The organism is Pseudomonas sp. HS-18, from assembly GCF_020401845.1.
In the GTDB taxonomy this organism is placed as follows: Bacteria; Pseudomonadota; Gammaproteobacteria; order Pseudomonadales; family Pseudomonadaceae; genus Pseudomonas; species Pseudomonas nitroreducens.
Genome location: NZ_CP084413.1, coordinates 4,797,090 through 4,815,135, shown reverse-complemented (window position 1 = coordinate 4,815,135; position 18,046 = coordinate 4,797,090). Strand labels below are relative to the sequence as shown.

The following is an 18,046-nucleotide window of genomic DNA, read 5'->3' as shown; positions in this document are numbered from 1 at the left end:
TTTGATGTAGGCACCCGGCGCGCCAGCCCGGCCCTGAGCGGCCAGTGGGTCGTCGGGGAAAAGCGTAGACCATGGCCAACGCCTTGATCCGCCTGGTCTACGCTGGTGTCGTTAACTGGCATGGGCGCTGCTTGCAAAGGCACTGTCACGGGACGGTCATCGGGCTTTCCTAGGATGACGGCACCCCGGCGGGGGTAAGAAATGCCCTGTTCTGGGGCTGGACTAGTCCAAAAGAGGGAATCGAATGCGCGATTCGGCGCTACCCACAGTCACGGCGATCTGCCGCGCGCTCATCGAACAGATCGACAGCGGCCTGCTCAACGCTGGCGGCAAGCTGCCGGCCGAGCGCAAGCTGAGCGAGTTGTTCGACACCACGCGGATCACCCTGCGCGAGGCGCTGGGGCAACTGGAGGCTCAGGGGCTGATCTACCGCGAGGAGCGTCGCGGCTGGTTCGTCTCGCCGCCGCGCCTGCTCTACAACCCGCTGGTGCGCAGCCACTACCACGCCATGGTGGAAGGCCAGGGCCGGGTGCCGGCGACCGAGGTGCTGTCGGCCCGGCAGGTGCCCGCCAGTGCGGCGATCTGCGAGCTGTTGGAGCTGCCGGCGCTATCGAGCGTCTACCAGATTCGCCGGCTGCGCCGGGTAGATGGCCGCCTGGTGCTGTACGTCGAGCATTACCTCAATCCAGCGTATTTCCCCGGCATCCTCGACAGCGACCTGACCTGTTCACTCACCGAGCTGTACGCCAGCCGCTATGACATCCGCTACGGCCGCGTGCGCTTCGACATGGTGCCCACCGCCCTGCACGGTGAGGCGGCCAGCGTGCTGCGTGTCGCCGAGGGCAGCCCGGCGCTGCGCATCACCCGTATCAATGGCGACCAGCATGGGCGCATCATCGATTGCGACCTGGAATTCTGGCGGCACGATGCCATCCACGTGAGTGTGGAAGTGCCGGATTGATCTTTGAGTTGCGGTCGAGCCTGCAGCGGCGAGTTTGCTCGCGAACAACTGGTTTCCGCCGCGGGGCGTGCAGACGACTCCGAAACTGCGTGGTTCGCGAGCAAGCTCGCTCCTACAGGATCAAAGGTCGATTCAGCGGTCCGGATTCCACTCCGGATAGGCCGGAATCCCATCCTGCGCCAGCCAGGGTCGGTCGTGGGACACCCAGATATGCCGCGCCGGCCGGGTGCCTGGATCCTCGTCCAGGCTGGCTACCCGCACGATGACGTGAGGCTGGCCGGCGCGCTCGGCGATCAGTTGCGTGCCGCAGCGCGGGCAGAACTTGCGCAGCTTGCCGGGCGAGGATTCATAGGCTGCCAGCTTGTCCGCACCACGGGTCCAGCGGAAGTGTTCGCGCATGACCCCTGCCGTGCTGGCGAAGGCCGCAGCGTGCGCCTTCTGGCAGGTCCGGCAGTGGCAATGGCCGATAGGCATGTCCAGGCCGTCGATCTCGTAGGCGATATCGCCGCACAGGCAGCTTCCGTTGAAGGACATGGCTGGCTCTCCTCTAAGACTCTCCATACAAAAACGCCCGGCAGGCGCCGGGCGTTCGGGTCAGGGCAGGTCGGCGCTGTCGTAGAAGGCGCTGAGGACCTTGGCCAGGTAGTGCAGGTCCTGGCTGCCGGCCAGTTCGCGGATGGAGTGCATGGCGAACGTCGGCAGGCCGATGTCCACGGTACGCACGCCGATCTGGCTGGCGGTGATCGGGCCGATGGTGGAGCCGCAACCCATGTCGCTGCGGGTCACGAAGCTCTGCACCGGCACTTCGTTTTCCAGGCACAGGTGGCGGAAGAAGCCGGCGGTCTCGCTGTTGGTGGCGTAACGCTGGTTGCTGTTGATCTTGATCACCGGACCGCCGTTAAGCTTCGGGCCGTGGTTGCCGTCGTGCTTATCGGCGTAGTTCGGGTGTACGCCGTGGGCGTTGTCGGCGGAGACCAGCAGCGAGCGCTGCACGGTGCGGGTGAAGGCATCGCCCTCGGGCAGCAGGCGGCGCAGCACCTGCTCGAGGAACGGACCATCGGCGCCGCAGGCAGAGCAGGAGCCGACTTCCTCGTGGTCGGTGCAGACCAGCACGCCGCTCTGCTCGTCGCTGCTGCCCAGCAGCGCCTGCAGGCCGGCGTAGCAGGACAGCAGGTTGTCCAGGCGGGCACCGGCGATGAACGCCTGGTCGAGGCCGATCACGGCGGCGCGCTGGGTATCGTAGAAGCTCAGCTCGTAGTCAAGGATGGCGTCGGCGGTGATGCCGTGCTCCAGCTGCAACTGCTCGCCGAGCAGGTCGCGGAAGTCGCGGGTCTCGCCGGCGGCGACCTGGGCGAGGATCGGCGGCAGCTCGGTCTGCGCATTGATCGCCCAGCCCAGGTTGGCTTCGCGGTTGAGGTGGATCGCCAGGTTGGGGATCACCGCAATGGGCGCCCTGAAGTCGATCAGCTTGCTTTCCACCTTGCCGGCCAGGCGGAAGGTGACGCGGCCGGCCAGGGACAGGTCGCGGTCGAACCAGGGCGCAAACAGCGCGCCGCCGTAGACCTCGACGCCCAGCTGCCAGTAGCCGTTGCGCACCAGCTCGGGGTTCGGCTTGACGCGCAGGCACGGGCTGTCGGTATGGGCGCCGACCAGGCGCAGGCCGTTTTCCAGCAGCGGCACTGTGCCGAGCTTGAAGGCGATCAGCGAGGAGTCGTTGCGGGTGACGTAATAGCGGCCACCGGCTTCGGTGCGCCAGGCCTCGCGCTCGTCCAGGCGCTGATAGCCGGCCTCTTCAAGGCGGAGGGCGAGGGCCTGGGTGGCGTGGAAGGGGGTGGGTGAGGCCGCGAGGAAATCGATCAGGCCCTGGTTGAGTTCTGCACGCATGGGTAACTCCGGACAGCGAATGGCCGGAAGTTTAACGTAAATGCGCAAATCTGCGGCCAGGCGAGAACCTTGTAAAACAATCAGAACGGCGCGGGCGATTCGAAGCGCAGGCGTTCGCCGGTCTGCGGATGGGTCAGGGCCAGCATGCTGGCGTGCAGGCAGAGGCGGTCGCGCAGGGCCAGGGCTTCGCCCTCGGCATACAGGCGGTCACCGAGCAGCGGGTGGCCGATGCTGAGCATGTGCACACGCAACTGGTGCGAGCGCCCGGTGATTGGCGTCAGCTCCACGCGGCTCCAGTTGCCGTGGCGCTCCATGACCCGCCAGAAGGTCAGCGCATGACGGCCCTGTTCGAAGTCCACCACGTGGCGCGGCTTGGTTGGCGGGTCGTAGCGCAGCGGTGCCTCGATGCGGCCACTGTCCGGTTCCGGCTCACCCCAGCAGAGGGCGGTGTAGGCCTTTTCGGTTTCGCGGTCGTGGAACTGGCGGGACAGCTCGCGGTGGCTGTCGGCATCGCGGGCCAGCACGATCAGCCCGGAGGTCTCCCAGTCCAACCGGTGGACGATGCGCGCTTCCGGGTAGCCGTTCTCCTGCAGACGGGTGATCAGGCAGTCCTTGTTGTCGTCCGCGCGGCCGGGCACGGAGAGCAGCAGGGTGGGCTTGTTCACCACCAGCAGGGCGGCGTCCTCATGGACGAATTCGATCTGGGAAAGCGGCATGGAAGCTCTTGCGCGAATAAGAATGACGAAAACGACTGCGGCGGCCGAAGCCGCCGCAGGTCCACCACAACCGGATCAACGCTCCGGCAGGGTGATGTTGAGTTCCAGGATCGAACAGCTGCCCTGGTTGGCCAGCTCGACCTGGACTTGTTCCTGATCGATGGGCACGTATTTGCGGATCACTTCCAGCAGGTCTTTCTGCAGCTGCGGGAGGTAGTCCGGTTGCGAACGGTTGCCGCGCTCATGGGCGACGATGATCTGGAGTCTTTCTTTCGCGATGGATGCGCTGGATTGCGACTTCCGGCTGCGGAAGAAATCTAAAAGGCTCATTCACGTCCTCCGAACAGTCGTTGCAGGAATCCTTTCTTCTGCACGTCGAGGAAACGGTGGGGCATTTCTTTGCCCAGCAGTCGCTCGACGGCGTCGCTGTACGCCTGGCCGGCATCGCTTTCTTCGTCGAGGATGACCGGTACGCCCTGGTTGGATGCCTTGAGCACCGCCTGGGATTCCGGGATCACGCCGAGCAGACGGATGGCCAGGATTTCCTCGACGTCTTCGACGCCGAGCATTTCGCCCTTGGTGACGCGCTCGGGGTTGTAGCGGGTCAGCAGCAGGTGTTCCTTGATCGGGTCCTCGCCTTTCTCGGCGCGGGCGGACTTGCTGGCCAGCAGGCCCAGCATGCGGTCGGAGTCGCGGACCGAGGAGACTTCCGGGTTGGTCACGACGATCGCCTCGTCGGCGTAGTACATGGCCAGGTGGGCACCTTTCTCGATGCCAGCCGGGGAGTCGCAGATGACGTAGTCGAAGGATTGCTTGAGCTCTTCGATGACCTTGCCGACGCCTTCCTGGGTGAGGGCGTCCTTGTCGCGGGTCTGGCTGGCGGCCAGCACGTACAGGTTTTCGAGGCGCTTGTCCTTGATCAGGGCCTGGGTGAGGGTCGCTTCGCCGTTGATGACGTTGACGAAGTCGTACACCACGCGGCGTTCGCAGCCCATGATCAGGTCGAGGTTACGCAGGCCCACGTCGAAGTCGACGATGACGGTCTTGTGGCCGCGCAGGGCCAGGCCGGTGCCGATGGCTGCGCTGGTGGTGGTTTTACCGACGCCACCTTTACCGGAAGTGACTACGAGGATCTTGGCCAAGGTGATTCACCCCAAAGAAAAAACGAAGAATTCTGGTCCCTGAAAGTCGCGGCAGTATCCGTTAAAGGCGGGTGATGTTCAACACGTCACCCGACAGGCTGACGTGCACTGCCTGCCCCCATTGCGGACTGCGTCGAAGGTCTTCGGCGACCTTGTAATTACCAGCGATGGAAACGAGTTCCGCGGCCAGCTGCTGGCAGAAAATGCGGGCACTGGTATCGCCCTTGACGCCGGCCAGGGCGCGTCCGCGCATCGGACCGTACACATGGATGTTTCCGTCGGCGAGAAGTTCCGCGCCCGGGCTGACGGGGGCGAGCACGATCAGGTCGCCGCCGGCGGCGTAGATCTGCACGCCGCCGCGGACCGGAGTGGTGACCAGCTTGGTCGGACGGACGACCGGTGCCGGCGGCTCGGCAGGTTTTTCCGCAGCAGCTTCCTGGGTCGGCGCCTGGGCCTCGGCTGCGGGCTGCGCGGCTGCAATGGGCTCGCCGGGTGCGGCGGGTTTCTCGGCCTGGGTGCCAGCGCCGGCGGCCTGCTCGACCACCTTCTCCGAGAGTTTTTCGCCGCGCGGGCGACGTACCGGCGCGGCGCCGGTCACCTGCGGGACGGCGTCCTTGGGTTCGACCGGGCGCTCGCGGGACGAGCCCGACGGCGGCAGCACGGGGATGTCGAACATGGTGGCCAGGCGGATGTCTTCCTCGCGGCTGGCGCGAATGGCCAGGGTGCGCAGGCCGTGGCGGCGGCAGATGTCCAGCACGCCCTGCAGGTCGAGCTGGCCTTCGCCGTCGGGGAGCTTGTCCAGCGCCAGCACCAGCGGGGTGTCGCGGAAGAAGTTGGGGGCCTGGGCGACCTTGTCGGCGAGCTGGCGGTCCAGGCGCGGCAGGTCATTGTGGGCCAGTTCCAGAACGGTGACGGCCAGCATGCTGCCCTTGAGCTGGAATACGGGATCGTGGTCGAGAAGGTCGGCTTGGCTCATGGTCAGGCTGCATCACTAAATGGTGTGGACTTATAACGGAGCGCCCCGGCAGCCGCAAGCGTGGCGGAGGGCCAGGGCGTGAAGGCGGGCGCGGTGTGCATCGGCAAGGTAGAATGTCGGGCTTTGACCTAGCCGGAAAGTTCCATGGACCGCCCCACCTTTCGCCGTGAGTTTCTCCATCCCCGCCACTGGCCGCTCTGGCTCGGCCTCGGCGTGCTGTGGCTGGTGGTGCAGTTGCCGTACCCGGCGTTGCTGGCCCTGGGGCGTGCGCTGGGGGCGCTGATGTACCGCGTGGTGGGCAGCCGCCGGGCAATCGCTGCACGGAACCTGGAATTGTGCTTCCCGGAACTCTCCGCCGCCGAGCGCAAGCGCTTGCTCAAGGAAAACTTCGCCTCCACCGGCATCGCCTTCTTCGAAATGGCCATGAGTTGGTGGTGGCCCAAAGCCCGACTGGCCAAGCTCGCCCACATCGAAGGCATCGAGCACCTGAAGAAGGCCGAGGCCGAAGGCAAGGGCGTGATCCTCATGGCCATGCATTTCACCACCCTGGAGATCGGCGCGGCGCTGCTGGGCCAGGTGCAGACCATCGACGGCATGTACCGCGAGCACGACAACCCGGTGTTCGACTTCGTCCAGCGTACCGGCCGCGAACGGCATAACGCCGACGCTACCGCCATCGAGCGCGAGGACGTGCGCGCCATGCTCAAGGTGCTGCGCGCCGGCCGCGCCATCTGGTACGCGCCGGACCAGGATTACGGCGCCAAGCAGAGCCTGTTCGTGCCGTTGTTCGGCATCCAGGCCGCCACCGTCACTGCCACCACCAAGTTCGCCCGCCTGGGCCGCGCGCTGGTGCTGCCCTTCACCCAGTCGCGCCTGGCCGACGGCTCGGGCTACCGCCTGACCATCCATCCGCCGCTGGAAGACTTCCCCGGCGAGAGCGAAGAGGCCGACTGCCTGCGCATCAACCAGTGGGTGGAACGCGAGATTCGCCGCCAGCCCGAGCAGTACCTCTGGGCGCATCGGCGCTTCAAGAGCCGCCCTGAGGGCGAGCCGAAGCTCTACGACAAGAAGTAGGCCGGGGGCTACGCTGGTAACGACGCGACAAGGACTTCAGCTGTGACCGACTCCGCCACTGCACCGACTTCCCCGGCCGTCACCGGCCTCATTCTTTCCGGCGGCGGTGCGCGGGCGGCTTACCAGGTCGGCGTGCTGTCCGCCATCGCCGAGCTGCTGCCCGAGGGGGCGGAGAATCCTTTCCCGGTGATCGTCGGCACTTCAGCCGGCGCCATCAATGCCGTCGGTCTCGCCTGCGGTGCGCTGTCCTTCACCGGCGCGGTGCAGCGCCTGACCAAGGTCTGGAAGGGCTTTCGCACCGGGCAGGTCTACCGTTCCGACTGGCCGGGCGTGTTCAGCCAGGCCTTCAAGTTCCTCGGCCACAGTCTGCTCGGGCTGGGCAAGCGCGAGCCGGTGGCGCTGCTGGACAGCACGCCGTTGCGCTATCTCCTGGAACGTGAACTGGACCTGTCCGGCATCGCCGCGGCCGTGCGCCGCCGCAACCTGCGCGCGGTGGCAGTCACCGCGTTCGGCTACGAATCGGGGCAGGCGGTGACTTTCTACCAGGGCCGCGCCACCATCGATCCCTGGCTGCGCCACCGGCGTATCGGCGTGCCGACGCGCCTGCAGATCGAGCATTTGCTGGCCAGCTCGGCGATTCCGTTGCTGTTCCGCCCGGTGAAGATTCTCCGCGAGTTCTTCGGCGATGGTGCGGTGCGGCAGCAGGCACCGATCAGCCCGGCGCTGCACCTGGGCGCCAACCGCGTTCTGGTGATTGGTGTGAGCGGCAATCCCACCGTCGGCAGTGCCAACGAGTCCGTGGCGAACTACCGTACCGGCCAGCCGCCGAGCCTGGCGCAGGTGGGTATCCATCTCCTCAACAGCACCTTCATCGACAACCTGGAAGGCGATATCGAGTTGCTGCACCGCATCAACTTCCTCAGTTCACTGGTGCCCGAAGAGGCGCGCCGCTCGACGCTGGGGTTGGCTCCCGTGGATGTGCTGCTGATTTCGCCAAGCCGGCCGCTGGACGAGATCGCCGCGCAATACCGCCACGAACTGCCGCGCGCGCTGCGCCTGTTCCTGCGCGGGCCGGGGGCGACCAGGGCGAGCGGCGCGGGTGTGCTCAGCTACCTGCTGTTCGAGCCGGGCTACTGCAATGCGCTGATCGAGTTGGGGTACCGCGATGCCATGGAAAAGCGCGCGGAGATCGCGCGCTTTCTGGGGATGGAGGAATGGTCGCTTTAGGCACCCATCCTACGAAAGCTCATCGGGCTTCAGTCAGACCGCGAACACGCCATCGCGATAGTCGCGCAGGGCCTGCTCGATTTCCTCGCGGCTGTTCATCACGAACGGGCCGTACTGCACGATGGGTTCATTGAGCGGCTTGCCGGCCAGGAGCAGGACGCGCGCGCCCTGGTCGCTGGACAGCTGGATCTCGTCGCCCTGGCCCAGGCGCACCAGGCGGTTGGTGGCGACGGTCTCGTTGCCGCGCTCGCCCGGCACCTGCAGCGAACCCTCATAGACGTACAGCATCACCCGATGGCCCGCCGGAATCTGCGGAGCCACCGAAGTGCCCGCCGGCAGGACCAGATCGTAATAGTGCGGTTCGGTGCCCGGACGCTGCACCGCGCCATCGACGGCGGTCTCGCCATCGTCGAAGCGCCCGGCGATCACGGTCACGCCCACACCTTGCCCGGTGGTCACGCGCGGCACGTCTTCCGGCTCGATATCGCGGTAGCCGGCCGGGGACAGCTTGTCCTTCGCCGGCAGGTTCAGCCACAGCTGGAAGCCACGCATGGCGCCTTCCACCTGTTCGGGCATCTCGCTGTGGATGATGCCGTGGGCCGCCGTCATCCACTGCACGCCGCCGGGCTTGAGCAGGCCGGTATTGCCCAGGTGGTCTTCGTGGCGCATGCGCCCTTCGAGCATGTAGGTGACGGTCTCGAAGCCGCGGTGCGGGTGCGAGGGGAAGCCGGCGATGTAGTCGTCGGGGTTCTGCGTGTCGAACTGGTCGAGCATCAGGAACGGATCGAAGCGTTCGATGCCCGCGCCGCCGATGACGCGGGTCAGGCGCACGCCAGCGCCGTCGGAGGCCGGGTGGCCGATGTGCTGGTCGATCACGGTACGTAAGCGGGTCATGGGGACCTCCTTGATCTGTGAATGGAGATCATCCTAGTCCCAAATGGTGGATCAATGGTTGCGAGTTTTTCAGCTTACCAATCGATAAAATAGATGTATCAATGGAAAGAAAACCGCCGCCCAAGGGCGACGGTTCCGATTCACTCCTGGATCTGCAGGCGCCGGGCTTCGGTATAGAAGTAGCGCAGCTTCTCGTACTCGAAGGGCGTGTTCATCTGCCCGTAGCGGAAGCCGTTGCTGTAGCGCTTGTCGATGATCTCCAGCACCGGCAGTTCCCAGTACTCGCGGCTGAGCTCGGAGTAGTTCAGGTAGTTCACTTCGCGGGCGGCGACGAAGTCGGTGACCAGCCCGCCGGTGTCGCGCAGGTTGGACGGGCCGAGGATCGGCAGCATCAGATAGGGGCCATCGGGGACGCCCCAGTAGCCCAGGGTCTGGCCGAAGTCCTCGCTGAGCCTGGGCAGGCCCATGGCGGTGGCCGGGTCCCACAGGCCGCCGATGCCGAAGATGGTGTTGAACAGCAGCCGCGCGGTGCTGTTCGCCGCGCGCTGGGGCTTGAGCTGGGCAACGCTGTTGAGCAGCGTCGGCACTTCGCCCAGGTTGCTGAAGAAGTTGCTCACGCCAGTACGCACGAAATGCGGGGTGACGTACTCGTAGCCGTGCACCACGGGCAGGAAGACCCACTCGTCGAAGCGGTAGTTGAAGTGATAGACCCGGCGGTTCCACGACTCCCAGGGGTCGTAGACGTTGAGGGCGTCGAAGGTGGCGCGCTCGAACTCGCGCTGGTCCAGGCCGGGGTTGAACTTCAGCGCGTCGAGCGGGTGCTTGAAGCCGTCGTCGTCCGGCGCCATGTCGAACTTGGTGGTGATGGGCGTCTGTACCGGTTGCGCGGACTCGGCCTGGGCGACGCCGCAGGCCAGCAGCAGGGCAAGAGTCCAGGAATGGCGGAGTGGCATGGAGTCAGTTTCCTGTCTGCGCGGTGGCCAGGCCGTCGGCCGGGGCACCCTGTCCCTTGAAGAAGCCCAGCATGTCCTGGGCGTTCACGCGGTAATTGAGGTTGCCGCAGTGGCCGCCGCGGGGGTAGAGCGTCAGGCGATCGCCAAAGGTGCGGCGCAGGAAGCCGATATCGCCCGGGCCGAGGATGACGTCGTCGGCGTTGTGCATGACGGCGATCTTCGGGCTCTGCTTCAGGTAGTCCTGGACGCCATACAGGCTGACCTGGTCGATCAGCTGCGGGAGGCTGCCGCCGTCGTACTTGGCGCGCCAGAGCGGCATCAACTGGTCGGTCATGTAGCACTCGAAGTCGCATTGCATGGCGCGCTTGAAGAACGGCGTCAGGCTGGTGCCTTCGGTGATCGGGTACTTGGGCGGGGTGATCAGGCCGCGGCGGTTGATCAGGTCGGAGGTGAAGGCGATGTCGGCGGAGGAGAAGCGGAATACCGCGCCGATCAGCATGGCCATCTCTTCATTGGAAAGGTGTTGCTTGGACTGCTGCAGGTCGAAGAGGAAGGCGTCGTTGAGGTCGACATAGCCCTTCTGGTTGAAGTAACGGGTCAGCTTGGCCAGGATCACCTGGTAGAAGGTGTTGGTGTCGTTGATGCCCTTGACCTGGGTCTGCACCAGCTTGTCGAGGTTGCTGACCGAGGTGTAGAGGTTCACCGGCGGGTTGAGCAGCAACACACGCTTGAAGTTGAAGCTGCGGCGGGTTTCGTCGAGCTTGCTGACGAAGGCTGCGTGCAGCGCGCCCAGGCTGTAGCCGGTCAGGTAGTAGTCGCTGACAGGCAGCTCCGGATGCTGCGCGCGCACCGCCTGCATGACTCTGTACAGGTCGTCGGCATCGTCGGGCGTGTAGCCCGGAGTGGCGACGTGGGAAGCGCCAACCATGAAGTCCCAGCTGGTGGGCGAGGACAGTTGCACCACGTGGTAGCCGGCGCCGTAGAAGAGGCGCTTGAGGTACTCCGGCGTCGTGCTGGCGTAGTTGGCGCCGGTGCCGGCAATGATGAATACCAGCGGCGCCTTGTGGTTCTGCCAGGCCAGGCGATAGTGGAGCTTTTTCACTGGCCAGAAGTTGCTCGGCAGCTCGTACTCGCGCTCCGGGCGCAGCTTGAGCGCGTAGTCCGACTGGCGGATATCGTCGTCCGCCGGCAGTTGCGGGCGCAGCTCCGGCGGGGTGGTGGCAATGGTCGCCTCGAACGGGTTGATCAATGGGTAGCCGTAGCTGGCCTGATCCACGTCGCGGGCCGATGCCGGGCCGGCGAGCCCCAGTGCGAGGCAACCTATCAGGGCCGCCGCGCGGTAAAGAAATGTCATCGTATGAAGTCCTTTCAGGAGAGGCCAACTCTAGGGTGACCGCCGAATAAGACCAGCGCATTTCCGACAAGTGCGATTGGCGTTCAGCCCTTGTGTGCCAGGTCTTTCAGCGCGTCACCGGTTAGACGATAGACGGTCCATTCGTCCTGTGGGCGCGCGCCCAGGCTGCGATAGAAGCCAATGGCCGGTTCGTTCCAGTCCAGCACCGACCATTCCAGCCGGCCACAGCCACGCTCCACCGCCAGTCGCGCCAGCTCCGTGAGCAGCGCCTTGCCCAGGCCGGCGCCTCGCGCGGCGGGGCGCACGTAGAGGTCTTCGAGGTAGATGCCGGGCTGGCTCAGCCAGGTGGAATAATTGTGGAAGAACAGCGCAAAACCCTGGGGCGTGCCGTCCACTTCGCCGATCAGCACCTCGGCAAAAGGGCGCGGGCCGAACAGGTGGTCGTGCATGCGCTGGGCGTCGGCCTTCACTTCGTGGACCAGCTTTTCGTAGTCGGCCAGTTCGCGAATGAGGTCGAGAATCAGCGGGATGTCGCCCGGGACGGCGGGGCGCAGGGTGGCACGAGGCATCGGTCATTCCTTGCAGGGCGGGGTCGCGGCGAGGATGCCCAAAGGCGGGCGCGGCTGGCAACCGGGCGTCTCAGTAAAGCTCCAGGCTTTCCACCCAGACCAGCTCGCAGGCGCCGGCGCCGGTGTCTTCGCGGGTCAGTGAGCTGACCCAGCGCCAGCCGTCATCACCCTCCACGCGCACCAGCTTGCCGGAGAGGCGAATGTGCTCGCCGGCGCTGACCTGGGCCAGGGTGCGCGCCACGTCGTCGCTGGCCGGGATCATGTGCATGTTGGCGGCATGGGTCTCCAGCTCCCGGCGGGGAATCGGCAGCTTGTCGGCGTGCCAGTAGAACCAGCGGTTGCCCTGGGTGATGCGGATATCGGCCAGCACGCGCGGATCGTCCATCGGCCCCCAGCCCAGGGCGAGGTCGGTGGGCGACAACTCTGCCTCGCGACCCAGGCGGTAGTCCTCGCGGCCCAGCACGCGCGCCTCGATGCTGAAATCCTCCAGCGGATAGATGGAGTAGCGCGCCAGGCGGAAGCCGCCATTGGCCAGTGTCTGGCTGTGCTGCTGCGGCGCCTGGGGACGTTCGGTGGGCCAGAGCCACCAGAAGCTGCCCGCCAGGCAGGCCAGCAGGAACAGGGTCGATCGTTTCATCGAAGGCTCCATTGCTGGGCGAAGTCTAGGCTGCAACCGGCCCCCCTTGCATCGGCCCTTGCGCTGGTTATGCTGGGCGCCGATTTCCCGCCTGCCCAGAGTAGTGGCGCCATGTCCCGTCGTTTGCCCCTGATCCTCCTCCTGCTCGCCCTGGCCCTGTGGCTGGCCGCCAGTTATGGCGTACGTTTCGGGCTGATGGAGGATGGCCGCTGGGTCGGCATCTGCGCCGACGAGGCCGCGCGCTGGGAGTGCGGCGTGCGTTCGCAGCTGGGCTGGGCGATCCACTTCGGCGTATTCGGCAAGCTGGCCCTGGGGCTTTCGCTGCTGGCGTTCTTCGTGCCGCGCCAGGCCGGCTGGTGGCTGGCGGTACTGGCGATGCTGGTCACGCTGCCGGCGCTGGTGCTGTACAACGCCGGCCTCGCGGTGTTCGCGGTGGTATTGGCCGGGTTGCGCCTGGTGCGGGCAGCAGGACGCTGAGTCAGGCCTTTTGCGGCGCCAGCCGTCCGCGTAACAGTGCGCCGAGCAGGAGCAGGCTCACCGCTGCCCAGCCCAGTGCCTGAAGATTGCTCAAGCCTTCCAGCGCCAGCTGTGCGGGAATCCCGGCGGCAATGATCAATGCCAGCAACAGTGCTTCTCGACGTGGTGTCGCAACCGGCCGGCACAGATAGACCAGCGCCGGGAACAGCAGTGCCGCGCTGGGGAAGCTGCGGTAGCGGGCGTCGAAGACCATCCCGAGCATCAGTACCGCGCCAGCGAAACCGGCCGCCGCCAGCCACAGGCCGGCGTGGCGCTGCAGCCAGCCGAACGCCTTCGACCGCCAACCCGCGCGGGCTGACAGCGCCAGGCTGATGTGCAGCAGCACCAGCAGGTTGAGGCCAACCAGTGCCGCCGACCAGAGCCACTCGCCCCAGAAGCGGCTGGTGATCACCGACAGCTCCAGCCACAGGCCGATGCAGCCGGCGCCGAGGGCGCCAGCCAGCGGCAACAGGAAGGCATGGCGGGCAGAAGCGGGGCGGCCGCCGACCAGCAATCCAGCGAGCAGGATCACGCCGGAAAGTCCCAGCCAGAGCGGCCAGTCCGGCAGGTTGCTGACCGGCCCGGCGAGCACGCCTTTCTCTGCGCGATCGGCGCTGAACAGGCCCCAGTAACCGCCCACCGCGCCTTCGCTCTGGCGTTTCCAGGGCTGGTCGAAGGCTTCGATCAGGTTGTAGCGCCAGCCTTTCTCCTCGGCCATGTGCACGAAGCCGCGGATGAAGCGCGCCTCGTTGACGCGGCTGGGCAGTGCGGTTTCGCGCTGGCGGCCTTCGCTGGGCCAGCCGGTTTCGCCGATCAGGATGTCCTTGGGGGCGAACTCGCGGCCGAAGTCTTCGCGGATCTTCGCCACGTGGGCGAGTGCATCGTCGATCCCGCTGGGATTGTCTTCCCAGTACGGCAACAGGTGGATGGTGATGAAGTCCACCGCCGGGGCGATCTCCGGGTGCTGGTGCCAGAAGTCCCAGACGTCGGCGTAGGTCACCGGCTGGCGAACACGAGCCTTCACCTTGTGGATCAGCCCGGCGAGGTAGCGCCCGGTAACTTCCTTTCGCAACAGGGTCTCGTTGCCGACGATCACCGCCTGTACCACGTCCGGGTACTGGTTGGCCGCCTTGATCAGCGCCTCGACTTCCCGATCGGTATCCACCGGGTTGGCATTGACCCAGGCGCCGAGCATCAGCTTCAGGCCGTGCTTGCGCGCCAGCGCCGGGATGCCTTCCAGGCCGGTCATGGAATAGGTGCGCACGCACTCGAAGCGCGTTGCCAGCAGCGCCAGGTCGGCGTCCATCTGCTCCGGGCGCAGGACGAAGGGCTGGTCGAAGGGCGACTGGTCCTTGGCGAACGGGCTGTAGGACGCGCACTGCAGCTTGTGCGTGGGCGTGGCCGCGTCGGGCAGGGCCACCGGTCTGCCCAGGCCGTACCAGAGGCCGCCGAGGGCGATCAGGGCAAGCAGCAGGGCGAGAAGGTAAGGGAGAAGCGGAAAGCGCGAGGACTGGGGCATGGGGGCACGCGAACCGTGGCGAGGCGCGCATCTTAGCAACGCCGCTTGCCGCCGTCAGTGCCCGTGCGTGGCGTTCACGCGTGGCGGTGAATCCAGTTGTGCGTCGGCTGGGCCGCGTTGCCCTCGATGCGCTTCCAGAACTTCTCGTGGAAGTGGAAGCCCACCGCGTTGCACAGCGGCTCGACGATCGCCACCAGGCCGCCCACGGTGATGCTGCCGGTCAGCGCGTAGGCGACGCTGAAGGCGATGGCGAAGTGCATCAGGGTGAAGGTGACGGTCTTGAGCATGGTGGCGATCCTCCAGTCGAGAATGATTCTCCGTTGCTGAAAGCCTACTGCGCAGGAACCCTCTCGAGTAATCGAGCCTCTGTATGGACGCGATAGGCCGGCACCTTCGTCGCGGATGGAATGGCGCGGTCGTGGATGGACGGTTTCTGTCGTGGATCGGACCGTTTGGCGTCGTTCTCAGAGCAGTTCGCCAGCAGCGGGCGCCGATCATGAAAGGGCGGCCAAGACCGCGAATGGCGCCGGGTCTACCCGGACGCCGCAACGAAAAATCACGGGGAGAAAACCATGACAATGATGCGACGCCTGTTGGGCCTGGGCGCAGGTCTGGTGCTGTCGGCGGCGGCCGGGCTGGCCGGCGCGGCGGCCAAGCCGGAAATCACCATCGGTTACGTGGACGGCTGGTCGGACAGCGTGGCGACCACCCACGTCGCCGCCGAGATCATGCGCGAGAAGCTCGGCTACCAGGTCAAGCTGATGCCGGTTGCCGCCGGGATCATGTGGCAGGGCGTGGCGCGCGGCAAGCTCGACGCCATGCTCTCGGCCTGGCTGCCGGTCACCCACGGCGCCTACTACGAGAAGATGAAGGACAAGGTCACCAACCTGGGCGTGAACTACCCGGGCGCGAAGATCGGCCTGATCGTGCCCGAATACGTGAAAGCCAACAGCATCGAGGACCTCAAGGCGCAGAAGGATGACTTCGGCGGCCGCATCGTCGGCATCGACGCCGGCGCCGGCGTGATGCTCAAGACCGACCAGGCGATCAAGGACTACGGCCTGGACTACAAGCTGGTAGCCAGTTCCGGCAGCGGCATGATCGCCGAGCTGACACGTGCGGAGAACGACAAGAAGGCCATTGCCGTGACCGGCTGGATTCCGCACTGGATGTTCGCCAAGTGGAAGCTGAAGTTCCTCGAAGACCCGAAAAAGGTCTACGGCGAAGAAGAGCACGTCGACAGCGTGGCCAACCCGGCGCTGGAGAAGAAGGCGCCGGAAGTCTGGGCCTTCCTGAAGAAGTTCCAGTGGAAGGACGGCCAGGAAATCGGCGAAGTCATGCTCGCCGTGCAGAATGGTGAGAAGCCGGAAGTGGCCGCCAAGAAATGGGTCGAAGCGCATCCGGATCGCGTGAAGGAATGGCTGTGATCTTCTAGGCCGAACTGACGCCAGCAACAGAAGAATCCCCCGCGAACGCCATCGTTCGCGGGGGATTTTTTTATTCCGAGGCGTCTATTCCGGGCTTGTTCGCAAGAGAGGGCAAATCGCTACGACTAAAGTCGTCTGGAGAGCTTGCAGCGCTCCAATAAATTAGGGATCGACGACATCCGCGTCATCCCCGCTGTGAGGACAAGAACAAAATGAACGACAGCATCTACCAGCGGATTGATACCAATCCGCGCTTCAAAGAGTTGGTGGCCAAGCGCGAGCGATTCGCCTGGCTGCTCTCCCTGATCATGTTGGGCCTGTACGTGGTCTTCATCCTGCTCATCGCCTTCCAGCCGCAGCTGCTGGGCGCGAAGATCAGTGCCGATTCGTCCGTCACCTGGGGCATCCCCATGGGCGTCGGGCTTATTCTCTCTGCCTTCGTGCTCACCGGCATCTACGTGCGCCGGGCGAACGGTGAATTCGACCGCCTCAACCAGGAAATCCTCAAGGAGGCCCAGCAATGAAAGGCCGAATTTCTGCGGCCCTCGCACTGGCCGCTTTCGCTCCGTCACTCTGGGCTGACGCCCTCACCGGCGAAGTTCAGCGCCAGCCGCTGAACATCTCCGCCATCGTCATGTTCGTCGCCTTCGTCGGCCTGACCCTGTGCATCACCTACTGGGCCTCCAAGCGCAGCAAGTCCGCTGCTGACTTCTATACCGCCGGCGGCAGCATCACCGGCTTCCAGAACGGCCTGGCGATCGCCGGCGACTACATGTCCGCCGCGTCCTTCCTGGGTATTTCCGCGCTGGTGTTCACTTCCGGCTACGACGGCCTGATCTACTCCATCGGCTTCCTCGTCGGCTGGCCGATCATCCTTTTCCTGATCGCTGAACGCCTGCGCAACCTGGGCAAGTACACCTTCGCCGACGTGGCCTCCTACCGACTGAAGCAGAAGGACATCCGCACCCTGTCCGCCTGCGGCTCGCTGGTGGTCGTGGCCTTCTACCTGATCGCGCAGATGGTCGGCGCCGGCAAGCTCATCGAGCTGCTGTTCGGCCTGAACTACCACGTCGCCGTGGTCCTGGTCGGTATCCTGATGGTCCTGTACGTGCTGTTCGGCGGCATGCTCGCCACCACCTGGGTGCAGATCATCAAGGCCGTGCTGCTGCTCTCGGGCGCCACGTTCATGGCGATCATGGTGCTCAAGCACGTCAACTTCGACATCAGCACCCTGTTCTCCGAAGCCATCAAGGTCCACCCGAAAGGCGAGGGCATCATGAGCCCCGGCGGCCTGGTGAAGGACCCGATCTCCGCATTCTCCCTGGGCTTCGCGCTGATGTTCGGCACCGCCGGCCTGCCGCACATCCTGATGCGCTTCTTCACCGTCAGTGACGCCAAGGAAGCCCGCAAGTCGGTGTTCTTCGCTACCGGCTTCATCGGCTACTTCTACATCCTGACCTTCATCATCGGCTTCGGCGCGATCCTGCTGGTCAGCACCAACCCGGACTTCAAGGACGCCACCGGCGCCCTGCTGGGCGGCAACAACATGGCCGCCGTGCACCTGGCCGATGCCGTGGGTGGCAGCCTGTTCCTCGGCTTCATCTCCGCCGTCGCGTTCGCCACCATCCTCGCGGTGGTTGCCGGCCTGACCCTGGCCGGTGCGTCGGCCGTGTCCCACGACCTGTACGCCAGCGTGCTCAAAGGCGGCAAGGCCAACGAGAAGGATGAGCTGCGCGTGTCGAAGATCACCACCGTCTGCCTCGGCGTGGTGGCCATCGTTCTCGGCATCCTGTTCGAGAAGCAGAACATCGCCTTCATGGTCGGCCTGGCCTTCTCCATCGCCGCCAGCTGCAACTTCCCGGTGCTGCTGCTCTCCATGTACTGGAAGAAACTGACCACCCGTGGCGCGAAGATCGGCGGCTGGCTCGGCCTGATCACCGCGGTGACCCTGATGATCCTCGGCCCGACCATCTGGGTACAGATCCTCGGCCACGAGAAAGCCATCTACCCGTACGAGTACCCGGCGCTGTTCTCCATGGCCGTGGCCTTCATCGGTATCTGGTTCTTCTCCATCACCGACAAGTCCGCCGCTGCCGACGAGGAGCGTGCACGCTTCTTCCCGCAATTCATTCGCTCGCAGACCGGCCTGGGTGCCACTGGCGCCGTTGCCCACTGATCGCTTGAGCTAACCTGCCGG

General features: G+C 65.5%; 20 protein-coding genes. 7 read left to right on the top strand and 13 right to left on the bottom strand.

All coding sequences use genetic code 11. The features are described 5' to 3' along the window. The first annotated feature begins 244 nt into the window (after positions 1–244). Complete coding sequence (locus LDJ84_RS22395; RefSeq protein ID WP_024763432.1) at positions 245–961, top strand: UTRA domain-containing protein; 717 nt, start codon at positions 245–247, stop codon at positions 959–961. Between the two features lie 132 nt (positions 962–1,093). On the opposite strand, the gene LDJ84_RS22390 is transcribed toward LDJ84_RS22395, so the two are convergent. The 6 genes from LDJ84_RS22390 to minC form a co-directional block, all read right to left on the bottom strand. Then, the gene (locus LDJ84_RS22390) at positions 1,094–1,495 is read right to left on the bottom strand and encodes a GFA family protein (protein ID WP_024763433.1); all 402 of its coding nucleotides are present in this window, start codon (positions 1,493–1,495) and stop codon (positions 1,094–1,096) included. A 60-nt stretch (positions 1,496–1,555) separates the two neighbouring features. Then, positions 1,556–2,845, bottom strand: coding sequence for a M18 family aminopeptidase (locus LDJ84_RS22385; protein ID WP_037009241.1), 1,290 nt, complete (start codon positions 2,843–2,845; stop codon positions 1,556–1,558). 80 nt (positions 2,846–2,925) lie between these two features. Then, a complete protein-coding gene (locus tag LDJ84_RS22380; protein WP_065085964.1) occupies positions 2,926–3,561 on the bottom strand; it encodes an RluA family pseudouridine synthase in 636 nt (211 codons plus the stop codon). A gap of 75 nt (positions 3,562–3,636) precedes the next feature. Then, complete coding sequence (gene minE, locus LDJ84_RS22375; RefSeq protein ID WP_017522035.1) at positions 3,637–3,891, bottom strand: cell division topological specificity factor MinE; 255 nt, start codon at positions 3,889–3,891, stop codon at positions 3,637–3,639. Beyond that, entirely contained in the window at positions 3,888–4,703 is an 816-nt protein-coding gene (gene minD, locus LDJ84_RS22370; RefSeq protein WP_024763436.1) for a septum site-determining protein MinD, read from the bottom strand. The genes minE and minD overlap by 4 nt, the downstream gene beginning before the upstream one ends. Positions 4,704–4,764: 61 nt before the next feature. Next, positions 4,765–5,679 carry a septum site-determining protein MinC gene (gene minC / locus LDJ84_RS22365; RefSeq protein WP_024763437.1) on the bottom strand — a complete coding sequence of 305 codons (915 nt, stop codon included), beginning with the start codon at positions 5,677–5,679 and terminating at the stop codon, positions 4,765–4,767. Positions 5,680–5,823: 144 nt separating this feature from the next. Between minC and LDJ84_RS22360 the strand changes: the two genes are divergently transcribed. Next, positions 5,824–6,753, top strand: coding sequence for a lipid A biosynthesis lauroyl acyltransferase (locus LDJ84_RS22360; RefSeq protein ID WP_084357513.1), 930 nt, complete (start codon positions 5,824–5,826; stop codon positions 6,751–6,753). A 42-nt stretch (positions 6,754–6,795) separates the two neighbouring features. Next, positions 6,796–7,980 carry a patatin-like phospholipase family protein gene (locus LDJ84_RS22355; RefSeq protein ID WP_170858252.1) on the top strand — a complete coding sequence of 395 codons (1,185 nt, stop codon included), beginning with the start codon at positions 6,796–6,798 and terminating at the stop codon, positions 7,978–7,980. Between the two features lie 33 nt (positions 7,981–8,013). On the opposite strand, the gene LDJ84_RS22350 is transcribed toward LDJ84_RS22355, so the two are convergent. The 5 genes from LDJ84_RS22350 to LDJ84_RS22330 all read right to left on the bottom strand — a co-directional run bounded on the left by LDJ84_RS22350 (position 8,014) and on the right by LDJ84_RS22330 (position 12,387). Next, positions 8,014–8,874, bottom strand: coding sequence for a pirin family protein (locus LDJ84_RS22350; protein WP_024763439.1), 861 nt, complete (start codon positions 8,872–8,874; stop codon positions 8,014–8,016). 140 nt (positions 8,875–9,014) lie between these two features. Next, positions 9,015–9,827, bottom strand: coding sequence for a VacJ family lipoprotein (locus LDJ84_RS22345; RefSeq protein WP_024763440.1), 813 nt, complete (start codon positions 9,825–9,827; stop codon positions 9,015–9,017). 4 nt (positions 9,828–9,831) lie between these two features. After that, positions 9,832–11,181 carry an alpha/beta fold hydrolase gene (locus tag LDJ84_RS22340; protein WP_065085962.1) on the bottom strand — a complete coding sequence of 450 codons (1,350 nt, stop codon included), beginning with the start codon at positions 11,179–11,181 and terminating at the stop codon, positions 9,832–9,834. An 83-nt stretch (positions 11,182–11,264) separates the two neighbouring features. After that, positions 11,265–11,750: a GNAT family N-acetyltransferase gene (locus tag LDJ84_RS22335; protein ID WP_226045421.1), complete on the bottom strand. Its 486-nt coding sequence runs from the start codon at positions 11,748–11,750 to the stop codon at positions 11,265–11,267. A 70-nt stretch (positions 11,751–11,820) separates the two neighbouring features. Next, positions 11,821–12,387, bottom strand: a complete 567-nt coding sequence (locus tag LDJ84_RS22330) for a hypothetical protein (RefSeq protein WP_024763442.1) — start codon at positions 12,385–12,387, stop codon at positions 11,821–11,823. Between the two features lie 111 nt (positions 12,388–12,498). Between LDJ84_RS22330 and LDJ84_RS22325 the strand changes: the two genes are divergently transcribed. After that, positions 12,499–12,864, top strand: coding sequence for a hypothetical protein (locus LDJ84_RS22325; protein ID WP_054911118.1), 366 nt, complete (start codon positions 12,499–12,501; stop codon positions 12,862–12,864). 1 nt (position 12,865) lies between these two features. Here LDJ84_RS22325 and LDJ84_RS22320 read toward each other — a convergent pair whose 3' ends face one another. Continuing rightward, the gene (locus LDJ84_RS22320) at positions 12,866–14,422 is read right to left on the bottom strand and encodes a beta (1-6) glucans synthase (protein ID WP_226045420.1); all 1,557 of its coding nucleotides are present in this window, start codon (positions 14,420–14,422) and stop codon (positions 12,866–12,868) included. A 74-nt stretch (positions 14,423–14,496) separates the two neighbouring features. After that, a complete protein-coding gene (locus LDJ84_RS22315) occupies positions 14,497–14,709 on the bottom strand; it encodes a DUF2061 domain-containing protein (RefSeq protein ID WP_024763444.1) in 213 nt (70 codons plus the stop codon). 285 nt (positions 14,710–14,994) lie between these two features. Here LDJ84_RS22315 and LDJ84_RS22310 point away from each other — a divergent pair, with 285 nt between their 5' ends. The 3 genes from LDJ84_RS22310 (at position 14,995) to LDJ84_RS22300 (ending at position 18,025) form a co-directional block, all read left to right on the top strand. After that, the gene (locus LDJ84_RS22310; RefSeq protein WP_024763445.1) at positions 14,995–15,849 is read left to right on the top strand and encodes a glycine betaine ABC transporter substrate-binding protein; all 855 of its coding nucleotides are present in this window, start codon (positions 14,995–14,997) and stop codon (positions 15,847–15,849) included. 212 nt (positions 15,850–16,061) lie between these two features. Continuing rightward, positions 16,062–16,373 (top strand): DUF485 domain-containing protein, encoded by a 312-nt coding sequence (locus LDJ84_RS22305; protein ID WP_024763446.1) that lies wholly within the window; start codon positions 16,062–16,064, stop codon positions 16,371–16,373. After that, complete coding sequence (locus LDJ84_RS22300) at positions 16,370–18,025, top strand: cation acetate symporter (RefSeq protein WP_024763447.1); 1,656 nt, start codon at positions 16,370–16,372, stop codon at positions 18,023–18,025. Before LDJ84_RS22305 ends, LDJ84_RS22300 begins: the two co-directional genes overlap by 4 nt. The last annotated feature ends 21 nt before the right edge of the window (positions 18,026–18,046 follow it).